The 23,134-nt window shown below is 58.7% G+C and carries 24 protein-coding genes; 15 read left to right on the plus strand and 9 right to left on the minus strand.

The features are described from left to right. The first annotated feature begins 108 nt into the window (after positions 1–108). The 3 genes from ACONT6_RS06985 to ACONT6_RS06995 all read left to right on the plus strand — a co-directional run bounded on the left by ACONT6_RS06985 (position 109) and on the right by ACONT6_RS06995 (position 2,789). Positions 109–1,308 (plus strand): CaiB/BaiF CoA transferase family protein, encoded by a 1,200-nt coding sequence (locus tag ACONT6_RS06985; protein WP_428821019.1) that lies wholly within the window; start codon positions 109–111, stop codon positions 1,306–1,308. A gap of 54 nt (positions 1,309–1,362) precedes the next feature. After that, on the plus strand, positions 1,363–2,280 hold the full coding sequence (locus ACONT6_RS06990) for a hydroxymethylglutaryl-CoA lyase (RefSeq protein WP_428821020.1): 918 nt from the start codon (positions 1,363–1,365) through the stop codon (positions 2,278–2,280). A gap of 62 nt (positions 2,281–2,342) precedes the next feature. Further along, positions 2,343–2,789, plus strand: coding sequence for a DUF2141 domain-containing protein (locus tag ACONT6_RS06995; RefSeq protein WP_428821021.1), 447 nt, complete (start codon positions 2,343–2,345; stop codon positions 2,787–2,789). Positions 2,790–2,816: 27 nt separating this feature from the next. Here ACONT6_RS06995 and ACONT6_RS07000 read toward each other — a convergent pair whose 3' ends face one another. From ACONT6_RS07000 to ACONT6_RS07020, 5 genes are read right to left on the minus strand one after another with little or no spacing between them, the layout of a single operon-like run. Then, the gene (locus ACONT6_RS07000) at positions 2,817–4,289 is read right to left on the minus strand and encodes an aldehyde dehydrogenase family protein (RefSeq protein ID WP_428821022.1); all 1,473 of its coding nucleotides are present in this window, start codon (positions 4,287–4,289) and stop codon (positions 2,817–2,819) included. A gap of 13 nt (positions 4,290–4,302) precedes the next feature. Next, positions 4,303–5,169 carry an isocitrate lyase/PEP mutase family protein gene (locus ACONT6_RS07005; protein WP_428821023.1) on the minus strand — a complete coding sequence of 289 codons (867 nt, stop codon included), beginning with the start codon at positions 5,167–5,169 and terminating at the stop codon, positions 4,303–4,305. Positions 5,170–5,202: 33 nt separating this feature from the next. After that, positions 5,203–6,015, minus strand: coding sequence for a hypothetical protein (locus ACONT6_RS07010; protein ID WP_428821024.1), 813 nt, complete (start codon positions 6,013–6,015; stop codon positions 5,203–5,205). A gap of 9 nt (positions 6,016–6,024) precedes the next feature. Further along, positions 6,025–7,359 carry an MFS transporter gene (locus ACONT6_RS07015; RefSeq protein WP_428821025.1) on the minus strand — a complete coding sequence of 445 codons (1,335 nt, stop codon included), beginning with the start codon at positions 7,357–7,359 and terminating at the stop codon, positions 6,025–6,027. A 53-nt stretch (positions 7,360–7,412) separates the two neighbouring features. Then, positions 7,413–8,210: an SDR family NAD(P)-dependent oxidoreductase gene (locus ACONT6_RS07020; protein ID WP_181253397.1), complete on the minus strand. Its 798-nt coding sequence runs from the start codon at positions 8,208–8,210 to the stop codon at positions 7,413–7,415. 131 nt (positions 8,211–8,341) lie between these two features. Here ACONT6_RS07020 and ACONT6_RS07025 point away from each other — a divergent pair, with 131 nt between their 5' ends. After that, the gene (locus ACONT6_RS07025; RefSeq protein ID WP_428821026.1) at positions 8,342–10,039 is read left to right on the plus strand and encodes a nitrilase-related carbon-nitrogen hydrolase; all 1,698 of its coding nucleotides are present in this window, start codon (positions 8,342–8,344) and stop codon (positions 10,037–10,039) included. Then, positions 10,036–10,785, plus strand: a complete 750-nt coding sequence (locus tag ACONT6_RS07030) for a hypothetical protein (protein ID WP_428821027.1) — start codon at positions 10,036–10,038, stop codon at positions 10,783–10,785. Before ACONT6_RS07025 ends, ACONT6_RS07030 begins: the two co-directional genes overlap by 4 nt. A gap of 6 nt (positions 10,786–10,791) precedes the next feature. Here the strand turns inward: ACONT6_RS07030 and ACONT6_RS07035 are convergent, their stop codons facing one another. The 4 genes from ACONT6_RS07035 to ACONT6_RS07050 all read right to left on the minus strand — a co-directional run bounded on the left by ACONT6_RS07035 (position 10,792) and on the right by ACONT6_RS07050 (position 14,246). After that, complete coding sequence (locus tag ACONT6_RS07035) at positions 10,792–11,574, minus strand: GntR family transcriptional regulator (protein ID WP_181253391.1); 783 nt, start codon at positions 11,572–11,574, stop codon at positions 10,792–10,794. A gap of 70 nt (positions 11,575–11,644) precedes the next feature. Continuing rightward, on the minus strand, positions 11,645–12,589 hold the full coding sequence (locus ACONT6_RS07040) for a polysaccharide deacetylase family protein (protein ID WP_428821028.1): 945 nt from the start codon (positions 12,587–12,589) through the stop codon (positions 11,645–11,647). Further along, positions 12,586–13,581, minus strand: a complete 996-nt coding sequence (locus tag ACONT6_RS07045; RefSeq protein ID WP_428821029.1) for a polysaccharide deacetylase family protein — start codon at positions 13,579–13,581, stop codon at positions 12,586–12,588. Before ACONT6_RS07045 ends, ACONT6_RS07040 begins: the two co-directional genes overlap by 4 nt. Next, the gene (locus ACONT6_RS07050) at positions 13,581–14,246 is read right to left on the minus strand and encodes an isochorismatase family protein (RefSeq protein ID WP_181253387.1); all 666 of its coding nucleotides are present in this window, start codon (positions 14,244–14,246) and stop codon (positions 13,581–13,583) included. Before ACONT6_RS07050 ends, ACONT6_RS07045 begins: the two co-directional genes overlap by 1 nt. Positions 14,247–14,464: 218 nt before the next feature. Between ACONT6_RS07050 and ACONT6_RS07055 the strand changes: the two genes are divergently transcribed. From ACONT6_RS07055 to ACONT6_RS07100, 10 genes are all read left to right on the plus strand, one after another. After that, positions 14,465–15,130 carry a hypothetical protein gene (locus ACONT6_RS07055; RefSeq protein ID WP_428821030.1) on the plus strand — a complete coding sequence of 222 codons (666 nt, stop codon included), beginning with the start codon at positions 14,465–14,467 and terminating at the stop codon, positions 15,128–15,130. Between the two features lie 16 nt (positions 15,131–15,146). Then, positions 15,147–15,803 (plus strand): glutathione S-transferase family protein, encoded by a 657-nt coding sequence (locus tag ACONT6_RS07060; protein ID WP_428821031.1) that lies wholly within the window; start codon positions 15,147–15,149, stop codon positions 15,801–15,803. 231 nt (positions 15,804–16,034) lie between these two features. Beyond that, positions 16,035–16,346, plus strand: coding sequence for an REDY-like protein HapK (locus ACONT6_RS07065; RefSeq protein ID WP_181253381.1), 312 nt, complete (start codon positions 16,035–16,037; stop codon positions 16,344–16,346). A gap of 26 nt (positions 16,347–16,372) precedes the next feature. Beyond that, complete coding sequence (locus ACONT6_RS07070; RefSeq protein WP_428821032.1) at positions 16,373–17,227, plus strand: SDR family NAD(P)-dependent oxidoreductase; 855 nt, start codon at positions 16,373–16,375, stop codon at positions 17,225–17,227. A gap of 25 nt (positions 17,228–17,252) precedes the next feature. Continuing rightward, positions 17,253–18,152, plus strand: a complete 900-nt coding sequence (locus ACONT6_RS07075; RefSeq protein WP_428821033.1) for a polysaccharide deacetylase family protein — start codon at positions 17,253–17,255, stop codon at positions 18,150–18,152. Next, positions 18,152–18,985 (plus strand): HpcH/HpaI aldolase/citrate lyase family protein, encoded by an 834-nt coding sequence (locus tag ACONT6_RS07080; protein WP_428821034.1) that lies wholly within the window; start codon positions 18,152–18,154, stop codon positions 18,983–18,985. The genes ACONT6_RS07075 and ACONT6_RS07080 overlap by 1 nt, the downstream gene beginning before the upstream one ends. A 19-nt stretch (positions 18,986–19,004) precedes the next feature. Beyond that, positions 19,005–19,523: a MaoC family dehydratase gene (locus ACONT6_RS07085; RefSeq protein WP_428821035.1), complete on the plus strand. Its 519-nt coding sequence runs from the start codon at positions 19,005–19,007 to the stop codon at positions 19,521–19,523. A 28-nt stretch (positions 19,524–19,551) separates the two neighbouring features. Further along, positions 19,552–20,724: an acyl-CoA dehydrogenase family protein gene (locus ACONT6_RS07090; RefSeq protein WP_428821036.1), complete on the plus strand. Its 1,173-nt coding sequence runs from the start codon at positions 19,552–19,554 to the stop codon at positions 20,722–20,724. Further along, complete coding sequence (locus tag ACONT6_RS07095; protein WP_428821037.1) at positions 20,724–21,917, plus strand: CaiB/BaiF CoA transferase family protein; 1,194 nt, start codon at positions 20,724–20,726, stop codon at positions 21,915–21,917. The genes ACONT6_RS07090 and ACONT6_RS07095 overlap by 1 nt, the downstream gene beginning before the upstream one ends. A gap of 40 nt (positions 21,918–21,957) precedes the next feature. Continuing rightward, entirely contained in the window at positions 21,958–23,073 is a 1,116-nt protein-coding gene (locus ACONT6_RS07100; protein WP_428821038.1) for a CaiB/BaiF CoA transferase family protein, read from the plus strand. Positions 23,074–23,134: the final 61 nt, after the last annotated feature.

Here is a 23,134-nt window from a genome sequence, read left to right on the forward strand (position 1 = left end):
TCCGCTGTGAATCGCGCCGCTGACTCTATCCGAGCAGGCCGTAAAGTATTAAAATTATAACAATATACTTTATTGTGGTCTGATCGCTGATTTAGGAAGGAGTGGCCAATGAACAAGGCGCTGAATGGCATTCGAATACTGGACCTTACCCATATGTTGTCCGGGCCCTATGGGGCGATGATTCTCGCTGACCTCGGGGCGGATCTGATCAAGGTCGAACCGCTGGCCGGAGAGGGGACACGCAAGTTACTTGCGAATGATCCGGAGAACTCCATCGACGGCTTCGGTGCCTATTACCTGACCCTCAACCGCAACAAGCGCAGTGTGGCACTGAACCTGAAAAGCGAGCGCGGCCAGCAGGTATTTTACGATCTGGTAAAACAGGCGGATGTGGTGATCAGCAATTTTGGCCCCGGTGTTCCCGAGCGCCTGGGTATTGATTACGACACATTGAGTGAGATCAACCCGCGCATTATTACCTGCTGTGTTTCCGGCTTTGGTTCAGATGGACCCGGTGCCAAGCGCCCGGCATTCGATCAGGTGGCCCAGGCATACGGCGGCGGCATGTCGATTACCGGTGACGATCCCTCCAACCCGGTGCGTGCGGGTATTCCCATCGGGGACCTTGGCGGTGGCATGTTTGCGGTGATGGGGATTCTCGCGGCGATTGCCGAACGCGCTACCAGCAATCGCGGCCAGCACGTCGATATCTCCATGGTGGACTGCCAGATTTCCATGCTGAACTACATGGCGACCATGCATTTTCTCAGTGGTAAAAACCCGTACCCCATCGGCAACGCGCACTTTGTGCATGTGCCCTACAACAGCTACGCGACTTCCGATGGTTTCATCATCATCGCGGTGATAACCGACAACTTCTGGCAGAACCTGAAGCCGGTAGTGAATGTGCCGGAGTTTGATGATCCCAAGTACGACGGACAGCCCGGGCGGTTCGCGGACAAGGACCTTATCGACAGCAAGCTGGCGGAGGTTTTCGCCACCGACACCACCGATGCCTGGCTGGCACAGCTTGAAGCCCAGCGTATTCCCTGCGCGCCGATCAATAATCTGGAGCAGGCACTGCGCGATCCGCAGGTGCTGCACCGCAACATGGTGGTGGATATTGCCCACCCGAACGGGAAGACCACCAAGGCTCCGGGGAATCCTATCAAACTGTCCCGTACCCACGAGGATTCCTTCTCGCCGGCGCCGCATATTGGTCAGCATACCGATCAGGTTCTGAGTGAGCTCTGCGGTTATACACCCGCGGATATCGAGGCGCTCAAACAAGACGGCGACGCGGCGTGATGGTAAATGGCTTTTGAAGTGCGCAGGTAACGGGCGCAAGATAGGGATTACGGTATGCGTGAAAAGATACTGATCAATGATGTGGGCCCGCGCGACGGGCTGCAGAATCAAACCCGAATACTGTCTGTGGACCAGCGCGTACAACTGATTCGCGCACTGCTCAAGGCAGGTGTGCGATCGGTGGAGGCGGGCGCTTTTGTGTCGCCAAAGGCAGTGCCGGCAATGGCTGGCACCGATGCGGTACTCGCCGGTTTGTCGGCGGATGCCGGGGTGGACTTTCAGGTGCTCATTCCCAACCTCAAAGGGTACACATTGGCACGCGATGCGGGTGCCGGCACCGCTGTGCTGGTGGTATGCGCCAGTGAAACCATGAACCAGCGCAACGTGCGCATGTCGATCGAGGAATCACTGGCGCAGGCACAGGAAATTTGCGCCGCCGCCAGAACCGACGGCGTGCGTGTGGTGGCCTGCATTGCGGTAGCATGGTGTTGTCCTTTTGAGGGGGCGACCGAACCGGGCCGGGTGCTGGACCTGGCGGGGCGCTTGTTCGCCATGGGGGCGGACGATGTGAACATTGCCGATACCATCGGTGCTGCGAACCCGATGGCAGTGGGGCGATTGATGGGCGCACTGGCGCAGGAGTACGGCGCTGGAAAGCTGGCCTGTCATTTCCATGATACCCGTGCGTTTGGCTTGACGAATGTGTATGCGGCGCTCGAGTCGGGCATCCGCAAATTCGATAGTTCTATTGGCGGTATCGGCGGTTGCCCCTTTGCCCCGGGAGCCACGGGTAACGTAGCCAGTGAAGATGTGGTGATGTTGCTCGAGCAGATGGGGTTCGATACCGGAATTGATCTGCCCGCACTGATGGCGGCAGGCCAGCTGGTGGGCGAAATGCTGGGTGTTACCACCGGTGGCCGCGCGGATACCTGGCGTCGCTTGCAGCTTGAAAAAGAGTCGCCGCTCATCTGAGTACACCCGATGTACGTATCAACAAAAATGGCGCTGTTTCGGCCTGAAAGGAGAGCTGACCGATGAATTATCCAATACTGCGTTTCTTCCGTGCTGTACTTGTGGTGTTCACCTGCGGGCCGGTGTTTGCCAGTGCCGAAACGGCGAATATCAAACTGACCGTTTCGAATATTCAATCCCAGGTCGGGAAACTGTATATCGCTGTATACGACTCAAAAGATACGTTTCTCGGTGAGACCAAGTTCTACGCGCAGGAGGTGGGGCTTGAGAGTCTCGTGGATGGAAAGCTGGCCGTGGATCTGAGCCTGCCGTACGGTCAATACGCCATTAGTGTGCATCATGACAACAACGCCAATGGCGAAATGGATCGCAACTTTATCGGCATTCCGAAGGAGCCGGTGGGCCTCTCCAATGGCCATGTTCCCCGCTTCGGTCCACCGAAATTTTCCAAGGCGGTGATCCAGATTGCACAGCCTCAGCAGTTGGAAGAGATCTCGCTGGTCGATTAAATCAAGCGGCGCACCAGGGGAGACGCCTTAGCGTCCCCCGAGTGCATCCTGTGGCGATACGCCGATTACCCGTGCCCCGGTAAAGAACTCGATCGACTGGGCATGACCTTCCTCTCCGAGCCCTGACAGGCCCCAGGCACCGCGCGGGGTACCCTGGCCAATACTCAGCAGGCTGTAGCCGTTAATCTTCACACCACCCGTGCGCATGCGCCGGGCGAAAGCGAAGGCGCGCTCCGTATTTTCGCTGTACACATAGCCCGCCAGTCCCAGGTCGGTACCGTTTGCCAGCGTCAGGGCTTCCTCGTCGTTACGGAAGGTGTGTACCGCTGCCACGGGGCCGAAAATTTCCTCGCGGGTATCCGCTGGCTGGCACCCATCCACCAGGGTCGGGGCAATAAAATTGCCTTTCAGGTCCGGCAGCGGGGTGGAGCAAAGCAGTTGTCCGCCTTTCGCCTGTAGCCGCTCAATGTCGGCCTGTACCTGCTCGAAGTGTCCGCGGTGCACCAGTGGCCCCATATCGCTTTGTTCGTCGAGAGAGTGGCCGAGGCGCAAGCTGGATAGCAGGCTCAGTACCTTGTCGAGCAGGGCGTCCTTTACGGATTCATGCACCAGTAGCCGCCCCAGTGCGCGGCACCACTGACCATTGAGGTTGGTGAGGCCGTAGGCGATGCCGGTTGCGGCCTTATCCAGGTCCGCATCTTCAAACACCACCAGCTGATTGTTGCCGCCGAGTTCCAGTTGCGTGGGAATAAAGTCGTCGGCACAGGCGCGGGCAATAGCGCGACCGCCGGCCAGTCCGCCAGTGAACGACACAGCCTTGATGCGCGGATCCTCCACCATGGTTGCGCCCACTGTGCGATCCCCCAGTACCAGCTGAAATGTGCCTGCGGGTAGTCCGGCGCGATGTGCGGCCCGTGCCATCATCACTGCGGAGTGGGGAGTAAATTCCGATGGCTTCAGAATACAGGGAGCACCCGCTGCCAGGGCACTGGCAATCTTGTGGGAGGCGATGGCAGTGGGGCCATTCCAGGGAGCGATCAGCAGGGCAGGCCCCCAGGGGCGTCGCAGATACTCCACTTCACCACAGGGGCCGGGTACCTTTTGCTCCAGGTGTCCTTCGCGCAGATAGGCTGCAGCGCCCCGAAATACCATCGGGAGAATTTTGGCCATTTTGCGTGTGGTGCGGATGATGGCGCCGGAGGTAAGGCTATCGGCGGTACTGATGGTGTCCGCATAAGTCTCACCGCTGAGCTCTTCCGCGATGTTTTCCAGGACTGTAGCGCGTTCATGGGCTGGCGTTTCTTCCCAGGTGGCTTCGGCGTGGATCCGGTCTGCCGCTTCCAGCGCATTCGACACCTGGCCAGCGTCGCTGTTACGCCGCTCCTGCAGGGGTTCGCCGGAATTGGCATCGCACAGGTAATGTCCGCGGCTTGTGGTGGGCGCGCTGAATACACCGTCGATGTAATTGGTGAGTTCGGGCAAAGAGTAGTCACGGTTCATAAATCGGTACCGTTTATTCGTATTGGTATTCTTCGCTGGCTGCCAGCAGTTCATCGGCGCCAAGGAGATTGTTCACGGCCGCCAGGTCGATCATCTGCTTGCGCCTGGCCTGCAGGTGCCCGCTGTGGCGCAGTTCCGCCAGCATGTCCTGTGCAGCCGGAATGAACAGGTGCAGCAGGGAGGCGGGGTAAAGGGCGATGCGATAGTTCAGCGCGCGCAACTCTTCCAGGGTCTGTACCGGAGAGTTCCCCCCCTCGACCAGATTGTGAATCAGCGGCGTGCGCCCGCCGAGCTGCTCGCCGATAGCCTGCATCTGTTCCACGGTTTTGGGCGCCTCGATGAAGATGGCATCAGCGCCGGCTTCCAGATAGCGTTCGGCCCTTTCCAGCGCGTCGTCGAAGCCGTTGACGCCAAGGGCGTCGGTACGCGCGAAAATTAGCGTATTGGTGCTGCGCCGTGCATCCAGGGCGGCGTGAATCTTGCCGACCATTTCTCCACAGCTGATCACCTGCTTGCCCTGCATGTGCCCGCAGCGTTTGGGCATCAGCTGGTCTTCCATCTGCAGAGCGGATGCGCCGGCGCGCTCAAACGTTGCAACGGTGCGCTTTACATTGAGCGCATTGCCGAAGCCGGTGTCCATATCCACGATCAGTGGCAGCTCCGTGCGCTCGCGGATGACGGCCACGGTGTCCGCCACCTCTGACGCACTGACCAGTCCCATATCCGGGCGCCCGAAGCGTGCAAACGACAGGCAGGCACCGGACAGGAAGGCAGCCTCAAAGCCCGCCAGCTCCACCAGCCGGGCGCTGAGCCCATCGTAGATACCGGGCACCGACAGTACGGTGCCTTTCGCGACTAACTGGGGCAGCGTATCAGGCATTTTGCAGGTCCCGCCGTGGTGGAAAAAATTGCATCAAGTGCGCTCTTCTGCACACAGGATACGCACCAGGCGGTCGGCCAGGGGTTTGCCGACGAGACGTTCGGCGATCGGGTTGGCCGGGTCGAGGTGTACGATATTACGGCGGATCAGCTGGTCCCGTTGCTTCAGCTGCGCGCGTACTTCTGCGGACTCAACAGGCTTGGCTGCGTGCACCAGGCCCAGCCAGTGCTCAACATAGGCAAAAATCTTTGGTTCTACCTTTTCACGATAGAAATCCAGCGGCACGACACCGGCCAGCGCTACCGGCGACAGGGACGAGCGGATAAACGGCATGGCGGCGTTGAATGGCTTGACGCCGGCCTCGAACAGATCGTTCTGCAGTTCCATGTAAATGCTGTTGAGCGGCGCGAGGTATTTCTGCAGATAGTCCGGGTAGGACAGCGGCTCATAGCGCGGCATGGGGTCAATGTAGAAAAACGCATCGGGCAGGGTGCCGAAGGCCATTCCCAGATGGGGAATATCCACGCTGTCATCCATATAGATTGTCAGGTGAATATTGGTGAACGTTTTCTGCGGTGTGCCGATATTGGAGTGAATCACCCAGTCCACCGGTGAGGCATCACCGGTAAAGGTGCGTACGCGGCCGACATGTTCACCGTTCAGATCGTCAAAATTGTGCAGGTCCTGGCAGCGCAGGTCCTCTTTTAATGACAGGCTGTTCTGGATCATTTCCCAGATGGCGTCGCGGGTCGCCATGACTGTGTTGAAAATTTCACTGGTATCGATATGCGTATCACCGCCCAGATGCGCGGCGAATTCTTTGGTGAGATTTTGTGCGTTTTCCATATCAATAACTCATATTTGGCTGGTTGATATTGCTGATGCGGGAGCCTGGGTAGGTTCCGCTGTTTTATTGTTCAGTCTTTTGCGAAGCCACATGCTCCATACAAATACCGCAAAATTGAGTGCACCGAATAGTACAAAAGGGGCACTTGGAGAAATTTTTGCAAACAGCACACCGCCGCCAGAGGTGCCCAACAGAATCCCGAAGGCGCCGGCAACGCCGAAGAAGCCAATGGTTGCCCCGCGGTAAGCTTCCGGTGCCTGTTGGCCAACCAGGGCCTGGCTGCTGACAAAGGCGCTGATCTCGGCAATACCCATGACAAATAGCAGGCCGATTACCCAGTCTGCGGAAGGGTCGGAAATCAGGAACACGGCGCTGTACACTGCGGCGGCGAGCCCCGACGCCATGGCCACAGCGGTCACGCGGGAGGTGCGATCGGCGATGCGTCCCATGATCAGGGAGCCGAGCAGGGCGCCGGCTACGGTTGCCAGTACCCGCGGTACCGCCAGCTGGAACATCGCCTCGCTGGCGGTGAGTCCCAGTTCGCGGGTGCCGTATTGCACCAGCCATAAAGAGATGAACGCGCCGGTCACAGCGAGGTCGCCGCGGGATATAAACGCCGCGCCGTAAGAAAGAGCAGTTTGGGGATCGCGCGCAGCCCGCAGACCACCGAGTATTGTGTTTTTGAAGGACTCCCGTGCTGTGGTCGTTGCTTGTACAACTTTCGGAGCCAGACCGGCGAGGACCACAGCTGCGGCAACCAGGCCCAGCGCACCGCCCACCGCAAAGGTCCACTGCTGCGCGGCGAGTTCATCCAGTCCCTGGCTGCTGAATACTTTCGGCAAGCTTGCGAGCACCGGCGGGATAAAGGCCCCGAGGGTGGCTGCCAACGCCTGTTGCCCGTTGGCGCGCCCGCGGGAGCGCTCGGCAGCGTAGTCCGCTACCACTGTCACCATCATGCCGATCATGGCGGCACTACCGACCGCCACGAGCAGGCGGAACGCGACAAGCTGTGTAATGGAACTGGCGTGGGGGTACAGCGTGAAACCGATACCGGTAACGGCGAGGCCAAAAACGTAAACCGGGCGGCGGCCAATGCGATCGGAAAGCGCACCTGCGGCGCCGAGCAAAAGAATGAATACCAGCTCTTGCAGTGCCCCCAGATAACCAGTGAGCATGGCCTGGGTATCTGCCGCGATCCCCATGACATGTAATAGCCCGGGCTGCAGTACCGAGAGTGCGCCGGCATACCCCGAGGAAATGAATACAGCAAACAGGTAGGTGGCAAAGTTGCCGCGGGAAACCCCCGACGCTAGTTGGATACCAAGCCAGTGCGGTTGAGCCATCGTCGATTGCCTCATGTGTGCGGGATGCTGCCCGAGTGTTATTTTTTGCCGGTTTACAGTCCGTGCCGCGCGAACTGGTCTTCGCGCTTGCGTACCATACCTACCAACATGCGTGCGGCCATTTTCCCACCGGTCAGCCAGCGGATCTTTTCACCACTCTTGTTGCAGTCGAGTATTTTCCCAGCCAGATAGGCCGCAACGGTATCTACCTGATCCACCAGGTTGTTCATAAATTTCCGCGAGCGGGCAAACCGTTCCGGATTGGCCTTGGCTTCCCGGATGATCGCTTCGGTGACGACCATTCCCGGGCGTATTTTCCCTACCAGTATGCCACTGGGTTTCAGCTCCTTGGCGAGGGCATCGGTAAAATAGTCCAGGCCGCGCTTGGTACTACCGTAAATGCCCATTCCCGGGAAATATTCCCCGTCACTGCCGCCGCCAAGCATATTGAAAATCTTGCCGTGCCCCTGTTGCTGCATGCCGGTTGCCGCTACACGACAACCGTTGATGGTTCCCATCAGATTGGTGTGGACCATTGCCGAAATTTCTTCCTGGGGAATATCCAGGATTGACCAGCCAGTTCGCGCAAGGCCTGCATTGTTGACCCAGATATCCACGCTGCCGAGGGATGTGTGTGCAAACTGCCACAAAGCGTTTACCTGCTCCGGGTCACTGGTGTCACAGGCGAACCCCTGACACTTGCAGGCCGGTGTTTGCAGGCGCTCGAGGGCATCGCGCACGCTCTTTTCGCTGCGACCGCTGATAACAACTTTGTGACCGGTTGCGAGGAAGGCCTTGGCCAGGCCGAAACCGATACCCTTGGTACTGCCAGTGATGACGATGTTTGCCATATTGCGGGTTCCCGATGCCGTAGTGGAGGGGTGTGTTTTCGCTAGTGTAATAAAGATATAACAATAGTACAATTGTTGGGTTGATAGTAAATATCGCGGTTCCTTTACGCAATCATCGAATGGGGGAAACTATGCCAAGGGTTGCTGCATTGCAGTTCGCGACGGGTACGGATATCACCGACAACCTCAACACCTGTTTGCGTATGATCGATGTCGCCGCTGCAGGAGGTGCGCGCCTGATGGTGTTGCCGGAATTCTGTAATCACATTTCGTGGTATCGCGACCAGGAGCAGGCGTGGGACTGTGCCCTGCACCTGGAGGGTGATTTTCTAACCGCTATTGCCGAGCGCGCGCAGCGCTACCGCTGCTACATACTGATCAACGTTTCCCTGCGGCGTGAGGCACCGGCAATCACCGTTACCTCTCTGTTGTACGGTCCCGACGGGAGCCTGCTTGGCGAGGCGGACAAGCAGAGTTTGATGGGGCATGAAAATGACTTTTTTGTGCCGGCAACCCGTGCAGGCGGGCTGGTAGATACCGAGCTTGGAAAGATCGGCTTTATTGCCTGTCGCGATGGCATCAGCTTTGAGCCCGCGCGACGTCTGGCACTGGCGGGGGCAGACCTGCTGTGCAACTCCCTGAATTCTTTTGCTTTCGACGAAGCCAGTCTGCATGTGCGGGCCCGGGCTGCTGAAAATCGCCTGTTCCTGGTGGCGGCCAACAAGGTGGGGCCGCTGGTTCCCGCCGAGGAGATTCCATCAGTGAGTGCAATGACGGCGATCCCCGAGGCATTGCTGTACGGCGCAGGCGAGAGTCAGGTGGTCGGGCCCGACGGCAATGCGCTGGCAGCGGGTGCGCGCGGTCAGGAGGCAGTGGTATATGCAGATCTGCCCGAACGCGCTGAACGTCAACAGTTGAGCCTGGGGGCTTTGGCTCGCCGCAGGCCGTTGCTCTACGGGCCGCTCGCAGGGCAGGCCTGTGATCCGGCTTCTGATGCCGCCGAGCGTATTGAGATTGCCCTGCTGGACCCTGAGGGCGAGGGGCTTGGGGCCATTGTACGCGCGACAGACCTGTTGCGTGCGCTACCGCAAACCGTCGAGCTGGCTTTGCTGCCCGCGATATTCCCGGTGCGCAACGCTGCGCACGACTGGCCCCTGACAGCGGCACTGTGCCGTGAGGCGGAAGCGCAGATCGTGGAAGTCTGCCGGGAAAACGACATCCAGGTATGCACCACCATTATCGAGCGGGGGGAAAGTGGCTGGCAGCATACCGGGGTGTTGCTGGATGGTGGTGGCCGGCGCATGGCGCAGCCGCAGATTCATCGATGTCCGCTCGGGTTGCGACCGGCGGGCCGCGAGCTTCAGGTGGTGGATTTGTCCTGGGGACGCGTGGCGATCCTGGTGGGTAACGACAGTCTTTATCCGGAGCTGGCGCGTATGGCGGCCCTTGCAGGGGCACACTGTTTACTGGCGCCACTGTCGCCAGAGGCTGCGGGTCGCGCAGGATGCCTGCGTGATTTACCGTTACTGTTTTCCGCGCGCGCTGCGGAAAATCGCGTCTGCCTGGCTTCCTCGGCTCTCAGTGGTAGGGGGGGAATGCTTGCCAGTCTGGAGCGGGAATTTACCCTGATGACACCGTGGCCGGAGCGCCGCTTCGATGGCAATATCAACAAGCCGCTGGTCACTTTGCAGGCCGGCGAAGTCACCATCGGGAGCCTGCATCCGCAGGCAGCCGCCAACAAAATGATCTCCGCTAATACGCACCTGCTGCGCAGTCGCGCGCACCAATCTACCGCACGCCTGCTGGTGACAGAGGAAGCGACGCTTTGAATCGTTGCGGCGGGGAAGGTGATGTGCTGGCCCGGGGGGAATATGAATACCTGTGCGATGGTGTGCCTGTGCCGATTAGTGAATCCTGGGCGCTGTCTCGCAAGGCCGGCGGGTTCCGGCTTAGCAGTCAGCGCGAGATACCGGCCCTGTCGGTGGTGATATCCGCGCATGCTGAGGTGGCTGGTGGGGAGATCAAGCGCTGCGTGTTGCGCTGGCTTGATGTTGGGCGTAAGGCGTGTGTCGCTATGGCTTGCTACCGTGCCGGGGAAGGGTGCCATAACGATGGCGTCTACCGTTTTCGCAGTGCCGGAAGCCCGTCTAGAAGTATTGCGATTGCGGGGGCGCTGTATTTCCCGCTGCTGCGTATTTTTGCGGGGCAGTTACTGGGAAAAATGATGGCACAGGACGGCGGCGAGGCACGTATTCTGGTTCCCTGGATCCGGGAGCCTGCACAGACCGAAAAAATATTTACACCTGAGTTCTCCGGGCGTCGTGTGCGCTATTTAAACACTGAAGCCGGTGAGTACGCTGGCGGGTCACTGGACTGTTTCGAATACTCGGGCGGTCGCTATGAAGACGGTGTGATTTATCGCTTGCGACAGGGGCTTTTGCGGGAGTACTGCTGGCGGCAGGGGAGCAGTGAATGGACTGTCCGTCTGAAAAAACTGGAGGGGATTTGGCCGGGTGAGCAGCTCTGGCCACACGCCATTGCTTCCTCACCCTCAACGGTAGGTACTGTTACCTGACCGGAATCAGATTTCGTCTGCCTTCAGATCCATCTGGTATTTGAAGCGGTCGGGGTGGTAGAGCACATGAAGGAGATCCACCAGTTGCTCTTTGCCGTCGACCTTGCTGTAAGAGCGGCGGGTCAGGCTGAGTAACGGTGCCCCCACTGTGGTCGCCAGTTCGCGTGCGCTTTCACTGGTGGCCGCCTCGGCGCTGAGAGTCTGGGTGACGTGGGTGATTTGCAGGCCCTGCTTGCGGAAAATTTCCAGTCGCGGCGTTTTGGCAAATTGTTTGGCAGATACCTTGCGGGTCAACCCTGCCGTCCAGCTCACGTAGTAACCGAAGGGGGCACCATCGCGGGAACGGGTACGTTCCAGCAGCAGCGCAGTCTCGCCTGTGCCGAGGCCGAGTTCCTCGCGAATTTCTGCCGGAGGCTGCAACATTTCGCAGGAGCGGACATCCACGTCGGAGTGCCGCGCCATACTTTCGATTTCCTGCAGCATGCCTACCAGCGGAGCCTTTACCGGCTGCTGCTTGTACTCATAAATAACGTGAGTACCTTTGCCGCGGCGTCGCTCCACCAGGCTCTCTCCCGCCAGCTCATCCATGGCGCGCTTGGCGGTGATGCGGGAAACACCGAAAGCTTCAGCAAGTTGTAACTCGGTCGGCATCTGATCGCCACGCTCGAGCGTGCCGTTCAGAATGGCATTTTTCAGCAGGGCATACAGTTGATAGTAGAGTGGCGCGTGCGACTCTTCTGTCAGTGATTCCAGCTGCTGTTTACTGAACAGTGTTTTTACCGCATCCATAGCATTGTGTCCTTCGCCCGGTCGAAAGCGCATAATGATATATCATTCTATGTCAAATGCCAGTGGCACGTTATGCGGGCTCGAGTTCCGGCTGTGAACACTGTTGTAGCAGTGTGCTCGCAGGTGCGCTGAACACATCGTGCTGTGCGGTGATGAACTCCAGCACGCGCTCGAAATATTTGATCCGGTGCGGTTGCCCCAGCATCCACGGATGGACGTTGAGCGCGAGGATCCGTCCTCCCTGCTGGCGCGCCTCCGCGAGCAGGAATCGACAGGCATCTTCTATCTGCTCCGCGTAGGACGTTTCCGAATGGAGGTTGTTGCGCAGGATGAACTGGTCCTCCAGCTCGGTGGACAGCGGCATGGCCCAGAGGTCTCCACTGCCGGTGTGGAAGCGGTAGGGCATATCGTCATTGACCCAGTCACAGAAGTACTCGACCCCATTTTCTGCAAGCAGGGCTGGTGTATTTTCACTGTGAACCTTGCCGGGACTCAGCCAGCCGGTAACGGCTTGTCCGCTTTCCTTTCGCAGTGCGTCCAGGGTTTTACCCATCAGGTTTTTTTCTTCATCGAGGGGCTGGCCGCCGTAGTGGGGGCAGTCCATGTTCCAGCCGTGTGCAATGATCTCGTCGCCGCGCTCGCGCAGCATGTGCATCAGGTACGGGCTGCGCTGTGCGAGCTCCCCGTTGACCGCAAACGTCGGGCGCACGCCGTACCGATCCAGCGCACGCAAAATGCGATAGATGCCCACCCGGTTGCCATAGTCCCGCAGGGAAAAGTGGCGTAAATCCGGGTAGGGCATGGTCATGCCGCCGGGTGGAGGAAAGGGTTTGCCACGCTGGTTGAGCGGGAAAAACTGCAGGCTGACATTCACCCAAAGGGCGAGCTTTCCCTCGGCCCACTGTACCGGTTGCCGCTGCGTGAGCATCTGCCATGGATAGTGGTCGTGATCCATGCCGTAGTGGCGTTGCGGATATTCCAGATGTTCGGCCCCCAGGCCTTTCTGTTTGCTCATGGGCAGGTTACCTCCGGGCTGGCCGGTTCCCTCTGGGTGCTTTGGTTCTTTGTTTGAATATCCGCACGCGCGGTATCGTAATAGTGTTGGAGATAGTATTCGGCGATTTCACGGCCGGTGGTCACCCAGACATCGGAGTGGCCGGTAATGTATTCCAGCGCTTCTTCGAACGCGCGCATTCGATGCGGGCAGCTCACCTGGTAGTTATGGGTGGGGATGCACATCACGGTGCCGCTCTCTGCCCCCTCCTGGTAAAGCCGGTCGAAATTCTCTTTCAGCATCTGTCCGTAGCGGCGCGGCTCGACCTTGTTCACCACATAGGCGATGGTGTCGTTCATTTCCAGCGAGTAAGGCACCGAAACAAAGCGCTTGCCGCTGCGCAGGTTGATGGGAGTGGGTTGGTCATCGTGGAACAGGTCGCAGGTATAAAACCCGGCGTCATTCCCGAACAGCTCGGTGCCCACCTCCGCAAACAGGTCCAGGGTCTCTTCCGAGTGAGACAGTGCCGGCGCGAGATAGCCGGCACACTTCTGCCCGGTATGACGATAAATGGTTTCCATGGAGTCGCGGATCATGCTGCGCTCCTGTTCGGCAGACATGCCGTAGGTGTAGCGCGTGTTGTAAATCCCGTGACTGAAAAACTCCCACTGGCGCTCGCGACACAGCTCAATGATTTCCGGATGGTGGTCGCACAGGGCGGTGGACAGGGAGATGGAGCCGCGCACGCCGTATTTTTCCAGCAATGCCATCTGGCGCATGTGGCCGACGCGGTTGCCGTAATCGCGAATACTGTATCCCGGCACCGCCGGGCTCGGCTGTGGCCAGGCTTTGCGGTGGGGGTTGGCCGGCGGGTTCAGTTCGTAAAACTCGATATTGGGCGCGACCCAGAAAGCCACTTTGGCACCGTTTGGCCAGGTCAGCTTGGGGCGCTGGTGATAGGGCCAGTAGTCGTAGAAACCGGGGTCGGGCTTATGGGGGGTATCCGCTGTCATTATTCGCCTCGCTCCAGCCACTGGAAGACTTCGGCCACATCGACGACGTCGGCATATTTCAGTGACAGGTCGGTCAGGTTGGCGTAGTGGTAGCTTTCGTGCTTATCGGCCACGCACTCCTCGGGAACGATGGTTCGGTAGCCCCGGGAGAGGCTGTCCACGGCTGTCGCGCGGATGCAGCCGGAAGTAGAGCCACCGGTCAGAATGACCGTGTCCACCTGATGCCAGACAAGCAGGGATTGCAACTGGGTTTCAAAAAATGCACTGGGCATTTTCTTGCAGTAAATGACATCGCGCTTGCGGTCGATCTCCAGGCGATCGTCGAACTCGCTGCGCGTGGAGTCAAACTTGATGTTCTGGAGGGAGTCCGGTGTATCGGTGCGGGTTCCCCAGATACCGGCATCCTCCCCGGAATCCATGTACGCGACATGGGTCCAAACCACCGGCCAGCCCCGGGCGCGGAAGCCCTTGGCCAGCTCGTTGACATAGTGCAGCTGGTTGGGGTCGGTCTCGTAGGCAGTTTTGAACAGATCGGTACGGGTGTAGGCCTTTTGCGGGTCGATATTGACCAGTACGGCCTTGCGGCCGAATCCAAACCGCTTGCGCGCCGGATTGGCTTTGATTTCCAGGTAGAGTTCTTTGGCTGTTTTTGTTGTTGTTTCCATTGGGGCTCCCGAGCAATGACTGGCGGTGCTTGCTATTGTATTTGTTGTTCTAATGGTATATCAATATAACTAATGCGGCAATGTGGCTCCAGCGAGGCTTTTGCTTCCGACCACTTCGGGTGATTTTGTGGTCGGTGCGTTGGGCGCCTTTTGCCGGTATCGTTAACGCAATACCGTCTGTTCGATATTGTTACCTCAACTGATAAGAATTAACCAGCATGAGTACGTATCTGTTTGTAAAGCTCCTGCACAATCTGTGCTTTGTCTACTGGCTGGGGGGAGATCTCGGCACCTTTTATGCAAGTCGCTATGTGACCCGTTCCGACCTCTCGCCGCAGGCGCGCAATACCGCGCTCACGATCATGATGGGGTGTGACCAGGGGCCACGTTTTTGTATGCCATTGATACTGCCGCTGGGATTGCAGATGGCACATATGAGCGGGCAGTTCACGGTGGCCGCGGGATGGCTGTGGTTGGCGTGGGCCTTTTCTCTGGGGTGGCTGCTCATGGTGGCAACCTTGCATTTCGCCCATGGAAAGTCGTTTGTGCCGGCGCTGACCCGGTTCGATTTCTACTTTCGTGTAGGTATTATCGTCCTGTTGCTGTCGCTGGCAGTCTACGCGCTGATCAGCAACGTCATCTTCCCGTCGGACTGGCTGGCCATCAAACTCGGAATCTTTGCGCTGCTGGTGTTGTGCGGGCTGATGATCCGGATGAGGCTGAAATCGTTTGGTGCGGCCTGGGGGAAACTGATGTCCGGTGACGAAAGTGATTCGGTGAATCGATCCATTCGCAGTTCCATCGCCTCCTGTCGCCCCTTTGTCTACACCATCTGGGTGGGGCTGTTGGCCAATGCGGCTTACGGACTGCACCTGATTTACTGACTGTGGGAGAGAGCCCTTGAAACTGTATAGCCTTCCTCATTCCCCGTATGCCGCGCGGGTTCGAATCCAGGCCCGTCTCGAGGGGCTGCCGCTGGAAATTCTGCCGCCGCCGGTACCGCTGCGTACCGAGGCGTTTATGCAGCGTTTTCCTCTGGGCAAGGTGCCGGTGCTGGAGCTTTCCGGCGGGGAAACCATTGCCGAGAGTTGGGCAATCATGGAATACCTTTCTGAGGCGGGGATCGCAAACGGCGGTTCACTGGTTCCGGAGAGTGCGCTGGGCCGTGCGCAGATGCGTATGCTGGGCCGATACGCCGACCTTCATCTTGCAACAAATGCGCTTTTCCCTCTGTTCCGTGTTGCCATCGGGGCTGCAGGAAATACTGCGGAGATCGCCCAAAGCCTGCGTGCCGAGCTGCTCAAAGGCGAGCGGTTGCTGGCCAGTTTTGGTGGTGGCGAGCGTCCGCTGAACCTGGGGGATATCGCTCTGGCGCCCACGATGCTGTACTTGCAGGAGCTGGCGCCGCTGGTGGAGATGGCGGAGCCACTGGCGGAGTTTCCCGGTCTAGGGGCCTGGTGGACCTGGGTCAACAGCTTTGCTCCAGTGCAGGACGTGTTGCAGGAGGTGCGCACTGCCTACCACGCTTTTGTCGAGGGGCTTGCCGCCAAGGCCTGAAGCTCCCGTTTTCTTCCCTGTTCTCTCAACGCCGGTGCGCTCTCGGGCGCACACGGCTGCGTTTCCCCTTGCGGATTCCTTCCCTTCTTCAGCTGTCTGCGGGTATGCCCGCAGTAACCGGTCTCTCGTTGAACATCCAGGATGTGCGTGTCGCGTTAAATGTTATATTGACATAACATTAGCTCAAGAATAGGATGGTTACATCAATGACCATCAGGCGGAGGCGCTATCGTGACTACCACTATTGTTGTGCTGTTCAACCTCAAGCCGGGCGTTAGCCCTTCTGACTACGAGGAGTGGGCGAAGACCACCGACCTTCCTACCGTGCGCAAGCTCAACTCCATCGACGATTTTTCCGTACTGCGTACCACCGGTCTCCTGGGCGTGGAGGCGCCGGCGCCATACCAGTACGTCGAGTTGCTGGTGGTGAAGGATATGCAGCAGTTGGGTGCGGATGTGTCCAGCGAGACCATGCAAAAGGTTGCGTCGGAGTTTCAGCAGTTTGCGGATAACCCGCAATTCATGCTGACCGAAGCCATCTAACCAGACCCGTTTCAAGGAGGCGCAGCATGACAGAAGTGCAGGGCAAGTATCCGGAGCTGGCTGGCAAGGCGGCGGTGATCACCGGCGCCGGACGACGCAAGGGATTGGGAGAAGCCATGGCGAAACGCCTGGCACAGGAAGGCGTAAAAGTAGTGCTGACCGATATCGGTCACGCCGCCGGCGAGAACCTGCCGGAGCAGGCGGTGGGTACATCTGCCGAGATGGAAGAGATCGCCGCGGAAATCCGCGCAGTCGGTGGCGATGTTGCCACGGTTGCCTGCAATGTACTCGATGCGCAGGAGGTCCAGGCTGCGGCGGAATTCGCCCTCGGACATTTCGGTAGCCTGGATATCTGGGTCAACAATGCCGGAATCGGTTACCTGATGGATCCGGTCGTGGATATGGGCGTTGATAAGTGGGATGCGGTGTTGGGGGTCAACCTCCGCGGTGCCTTCCTTGGTATCAAGTACGCCGCCGAGATCATGCTGCGCCAGGGGTGCGGTGGTCGCATCATCAACATCGGCAGCCAGGCATCCAAATCCGGTTTTGCCCATGCATCTGCTTATACCGCATCCAAGCACGGGCTCATCGGCCTGACCCGCTCTGCAGCACAAGAGCTGGGGCCTGCGGGTATCACCGTCAATACCATCTGCCCGAACCACGTGACCACGGGCCTGGGAGCCTGGCAGAACGCGCACTTTTCCGAGGTAACCGGTAAGGGCCACGATCGCTATATGGAAGACATGCGTGCGCGCATTCCGCTCGGGCGCCCGGGGTTGCAGGAAGATACCGCCAAGGCCTGCGCCTTTCTCTGTTCCGATGAAGCTTCTTACATCACCGGCGAGGCGATGAATGTCTCGGGCGGTGAGGAATATCACTGAGCCAGTAAACGGAGTAATACCGGGCATGAGTAAAAGCGTTAACTGGCCGGGAGATGCCCGGCTTGCACTCTCGGTTGTGGTGAATGTGGAAGAGGGTTCCGAGAGCACACTGCTCGACGGGGATCGCGGCCCGGAGCCCGTGGACGAGCTGGGTGTGGCGCCGCGCAAGCCGATCCGCGCCCACGCTAACGAAAGCAATTACGAATACGGTATTCGCGAGGGCTGGCCGCGTATTCAGGTGTTGCTGGAGCGCTATCAGGTGCCGACCACTTTCTGCGCGGCAGCAGTGGCCCTGGAGCGGGCTCCGCAGATCGCACGCTTTATTGCCGAGGGTGAGCACGAAGTGTGCAGCCACGGTTATCGCTGGCAACACCAGTTCTCCATGAATGAAGAGCAAGAGCGGAAATTTATCCGCGATGCCATTGCGTCGATCAAGCAAACCACCGGGCAGCGCCCCCGTGGCTGGCTCAGCCGCTACCTGCATACGGACAATACCCGCCGGTTGTTGCAGGAGGAGGGCTTTGATTACCACATGGACGACTACAGTGCAGATGAGCCCTTCTGGGCCCCGGTGCTGGGATCGGATAAACCCATGCTGGTGCTTCCGTACGCGATCGACTCCAACGATATGAAATTCTGGACAGCGCCATCGCTGACCCCGCAGGCCTGGCTCGATTACGCCTGCCGCACACTGGATACGCTGTTGGCGGAGGGCGCAAGCCGCACGCGCATGATGTCGCTGGGCCTGCACCTGCGCATTATCGGTCGCCCGGGGAGGATCGGTGCGCTGGATGAATTCCTGCGTTACGCCGCCGCTCAGGATGGTGTCTGGTTTACCACGCGCGCGAGTATCGCCGACGCCTTTGCCGAGCAGGTGCCGCAACGTCAGGTGCGCGAACCATTGCGCGGCTGGGAGCACTTCTGATGTTTAACGCACGCAGCCTGTTGTTCGTTCCCGGGCACCGTCCCGACCGGTTTGAGAAGGCATTGGACAGCGATGCCGACCTGGTGTGCATTGATCTGGAAGATGCTGTACCAGTGGCACAGAAAGCGGATGCGCGCAGCATGGTGTGCGACTTTCTCGAAGGGTGTGATCCGTCTCTGCTTCAGCGCATTGTGATTCGTGTCAGCGCTGCAGAGAGTGATGAGGGTAGGGTAGATCTATACGCGCTTTCCAAGGCCCGATTGCCCGCGAGATTGATGTTGGCGAAAACCGAAAGCGCTGGCGATGTCGCCACCGCAGCAACCTTGCTGGACCAGCCCGTGGGGTGGATCGCGCTAGTGGAAAGTGCATCGGGACTGCTGGCTATGGAAGCGATCTGCCGCGATAGCACCCTCGATGCGGTGATGTTTGGCGGCGGTGATTTCGCCGCACAGCTGGGCGCGGAATTCGCTTGGGAGCCTCTGTTGTGGGCGCGTTCGCAGATGGCTGTGATTGCCGCTGCCTACCGCCTGCCGCTAATTGATGTGCCGTTCCTGGATGTGCGGGACTCTCTGGGGCTGGAGGCTGAAACGCGCCGTGTCGCCGCGCTGGGCTATGCCGCCAAGGCCGCCATTCACCCCGCGCAGATTGACGGGATTCATCGGGGTTTTGCCCCAACCGCCGAGGCCCTGCGCCAGGCCCGGGATATTGTCGATGCCTTTGAACAGGCCCGTGGCGGCGCCGTGGTGGTGAACGGCCGCATGGTGGATCAGCCCATCGTGGACAGCGCGCGCAGGCTGATTGCCCGTGGAAATACTGAAAAAGAATTTGTGTAAACCGCAGTGGAAAATTGCTATGGCTGGAGAAGTAAAGCAGGTTGGTGAAAACCGCTACCGTGAGACCTTTGGACGTTTCTTTGAGGATTTCAAAGTGGGCGATACCTATGAGCATCGCCCGGGGCGGACCATCACCGAAACCGATAACACCTGGTTCACCCTGTTGACCATGAATACCCATCCCGCGCACTTCGACAAGGTATATGCGGAGGGCACCGAGTTCGGCAAGCCGTTGGTGTGCAGCCCGTTCACTGTGGCCCTGATGGTCGGTATGAGTGTGACGGATATCAGCCAGAAAGCGATCGCCAACCTGGGGTGGGACGATATCCGCATGACCGCGCCGCTGTTTGTGGGGGATACCCTGTACGCCGAGTCTGAGGTTTTGGACAAGCGGGAATCCAAGTCGCGTCCCAACCAGGGCATCGTCACCGTGCGCACACGTGGCACCAAGCAGGATGGCACCGAAGTATGTTCCTTCCTGCGCAAGGTCCTGGTGTGGAAGCGCGGGTCGGAAATGGAAGACAAGGTGAACTATTGATCCAGGCGAGCAGTAACAGGAGACAGTAATGAGCTGGACTGCAGAAGATGAGGCCGCGATCCTCGATACCATAGACCGCTTTGTGGCCAACGATGTTGCGCCGATCGCGCGGGAAAAGGATCTCGCCGACGAGTATCCCCACGAGCTGGTGGAAACCATGAAGTCCCTGGGGCTGTTTGGTGCCACCATCGGTGAAAATTATGGCGGACTGGCCCTGTCTGCCAGCACCTATGCGCGTATTGTGCAGAAAATCTCTGCGGTGTGGATGGCCCCGGGTGGCATTTTCAATTCCCACCTGATCATGGCCGCTGCAGTGGAGCGCTTTGGCACCGAAGAGCAGAAGCAGCGCTTTCTGCCACTGATGGCTGAGGGCGCATTGCGCGGTGGTATCGCATTGACGGAACCCAATGCCGGTTCCGATTTGCAGGCGATCCGCTGCGTGGCAAAACGCGATGGCGACAGCTACGTGATCAATGGCAGCAAGATGTGGATCACCAACGCGGTCAATGGCAATTGTCTCGGCCTGCTGGTCAAAACCAATCCCAATGCTGAGCCCCGACATCGCGGTATGTCGCTGTTTGCCATCCGCACCAAAGATGATGCCGGTAACCTGTTGCAGGGTATCACTATCAACAAGATCAAGAAGACCTGTTATCGCGCTATTGATACGGCGGAGGTGGTATTCGAGGATTTCCGCGTTTCCGCTGATGACCTGATAGGTGGCGAAGAAGGCCGTGGATTCCATATGTCGGTGGGCGGCCTGGAACTCGGTCGTATCAATGTTGCCGCTCGCGGTGCCGGTATAGCTCAGGGCGCATTGAAGCTGGCCGTGCGTTATGCATCGGAACGGGAAACCTTTGGCAAGCCGATCATCCAGCACCAGGCAATCCAGCTGAAACTTGGCGAAATGGCAGCGAAAGTCGAGGCGGCCAAACTGCTGGTAGATCAGGCCGCACGCATGTATGACAGCGGTGAGCGCTGCGATATGGAAGCGGGCATGGCCAAGTATTTCGCCAGTGAGGCCGGTGTTTTCTGTGCCCAGGAAGCCATGCGTATCTTTGGCGGCTACGGATTTTCCACCGAGTATGAAATTGAACGCTACTATCGCGATGCCATGTTGATGTGCGTGGGTGAGGGTACCAATGAAATGCAGCGCATCATCATCGCCAAGCAGCTGGCAGCGCGCGAGGCGAATCTGTAATGCAGGATAAGCCACTGGCGGGAATCCGCGTTATCGCTGTGGAGCAGTACGGGGCCGGACCTTTCGGCTCCATGCAGCTTGCGGATATGGGGGCTGAGGTCATCAAAATAGAGAACCCGGCTACTGGTGGCGATATTGCCCGAAAGTCCGGTCCCTATTTTCTGGGGGATAACGACAGCGATTTTTTCCAGACTTTCAATCGCAGCAAGAAGAGCCTGACGCTGGACCTCAAGAGCGCGCAAGGTCGGAAAATCTTCGAGCGGCTTGTGCAGAGCGCAGACATCGTGATGAATAACCTGCGCGGCGACCAGCCCGCCAAACTGGGCCTGGACTACGACAGTCTCGGCGCGGTAAAGCGGGAAATTATCTGCGGGCACCTTTCCGCCTACGGCCGCGACAATGATCGCGCCACCTGGCCTGGATACGATTATCTGATGCAGGCCGAGATGGGTTTTATGGACCTCACCGGAGAGCCGGGCACACCACCCGCACGCTTTGGCCTGTCGATGGTGGACTTCATGAGCGGGGTGACGCTTGCCATGGCCGTGCTCGGTACGCTTGTCGGCGTTTTGCGCGGCGGTGCCGGTCGCGATGTGGATGTGAACCTGTTCGATGTGGCGGCTACCCAGCTGACATACCCGGCTACCTGGTACCTGAATCGCGATCACGAGACCACCCGTGTTCCCCGTTCCGGCCATCCGTCAACGGTACCCTGCCAGATTTATCGCAGTGCCGATGGTTGGGTGTTTGTGATGGCCATGACGGAGAAGTTCTGGCAGATCCTTGCCGAAGGCCTGGGGCGAGTGGACCTGCTTGACGATACGCGCTTCAGGACGGTCGCATCGCGCCGTGAGAACCGGGAGGTGCTTACGGAAATCCTGGATGCCGAGTTCTCCAAACATCCGAACACCCACTGGGTGAGTGTATTTGCCGGACGTCTGCCGCTGGCCCCGGTGAACAGCTTCGCCCAGGCCATGCAGAATCCCTGGCTGGCCCAGACCGGCATGCTGCAGTCACTGCCACATGTTGACAATAGTCAATTCAGGCTGCTCGCAAGCCCGTTAAAATTTGACGGAAACAGGCCCACTGGAACTGGCTGTTCTGCGCTTGGTGCGGACAGCGAGGACCTGCTACTCGGGCTCGGTTATTCCGCGGCAGAAATTGCCGCGTGGAGAAGCGGGCAGGTTATCTAAGCTGGGCGTCACTCTGTTCTGACCGGAGGCAATTCGCCCAATGAAGCTGCAAGGCATACGTGTCGTCGACCTTTCACTGTTCCTGCCCGGTCCGCACCTGACCATGATGATGGCGGACCACGGCGCGGAGGTGATCAAGGTCGAGCCTCCCTCCGGAGAGCCTACCCGCAACATCGGCTTGCGCAAAAATGGCGAGGCCGTCTGGTTTCGCAATACCCATCGGGGCAAGAAGAGCCTCTGCCTGAATCTTAAAGATGGGGAACAGAAGGCCCAGCTACTGGCCCTGATTGATGAGGCCGATGTGTTTGTCGAGGGCTTCCGTCCCGGCGCCATGGCCCGTCTCGGTTTGGACTACGCCACCCTCAGCGCCCGTAATCCCCGCCTTGTTTACTGTTCCATTTCCGCATTCGGCCAGTCTGGCCCCAAGAGTCAGAAGCCCGCCCATGATCTCAGTATCCAGGCTGAATCCGGAACGGTGTTTCTTAATGAGGGCGCCGATGGGGAACCCTGTTCTCCCGCGATGCCGGTGGCAGATATGGCCGCGTCATTGATGGGGCTTTCGGGCATACTGATGGCATTACTGCGGCGGAACGAAACCGGGTGCGGGGACTACCTGGATATCTCCATGCAGGACAGCCTGGTGGCCTGGTTGCCCAATGCGCTTGGCCCTGTGTTTGCGGAGAATCGCTCACCGGTCGTCAAGCAGGAACGCTCCTGGGGCGGCAATGCCATGTACCGTATCTACCGTACCGCGGACGGGCGACATCTGACACTCGGTGGCAGTGAAATCAAATTTGCCAAAAACCTCTTTTCCCGTTTGGGTCGGCCAGAATTGGCCGCAGTCTGCGAGCGTCCACCCGGCGATCAGGAAGAGGCAATTGAGTTTCTGAAAAAGGAATTTGCCGGCCGTACACTCGCTCAGTGGAGCGATTGGTTCGAAGGCTTGGATGTCTGCTGGTCGCCGGTTCGTCTTCTCGATGAAGCCCTGGAAGAAGAGCATCTGCGCGTTCGGGAAATGGTTTTTGAAGATGACGCAGGTAATCGGCATCTCGGGGTGCCGATCAAGTTTTTACACGAGCCGGCACAGGTAAATACCTGCTTGCCGAAACTCGGTGAACACAATCAGAGTTTTTTGGCCTCGGGTCAGGAAATTTGACAGAAAAAATTACTTATAAATACAAAATAAGTGATCTTGCTGTTGCCATATAACGTAAACA

Origin of the sequence: Microbulbifer sp. MCCC 1A16149 (genome assembly GCF_050368945.1) — a bacterium.
Classification (GTDB): Bacteria; Pseudomonadota; Gammaproteobacteria; order Pseudomonadales; family Cellvibrionaceae; genus Microbulbifer.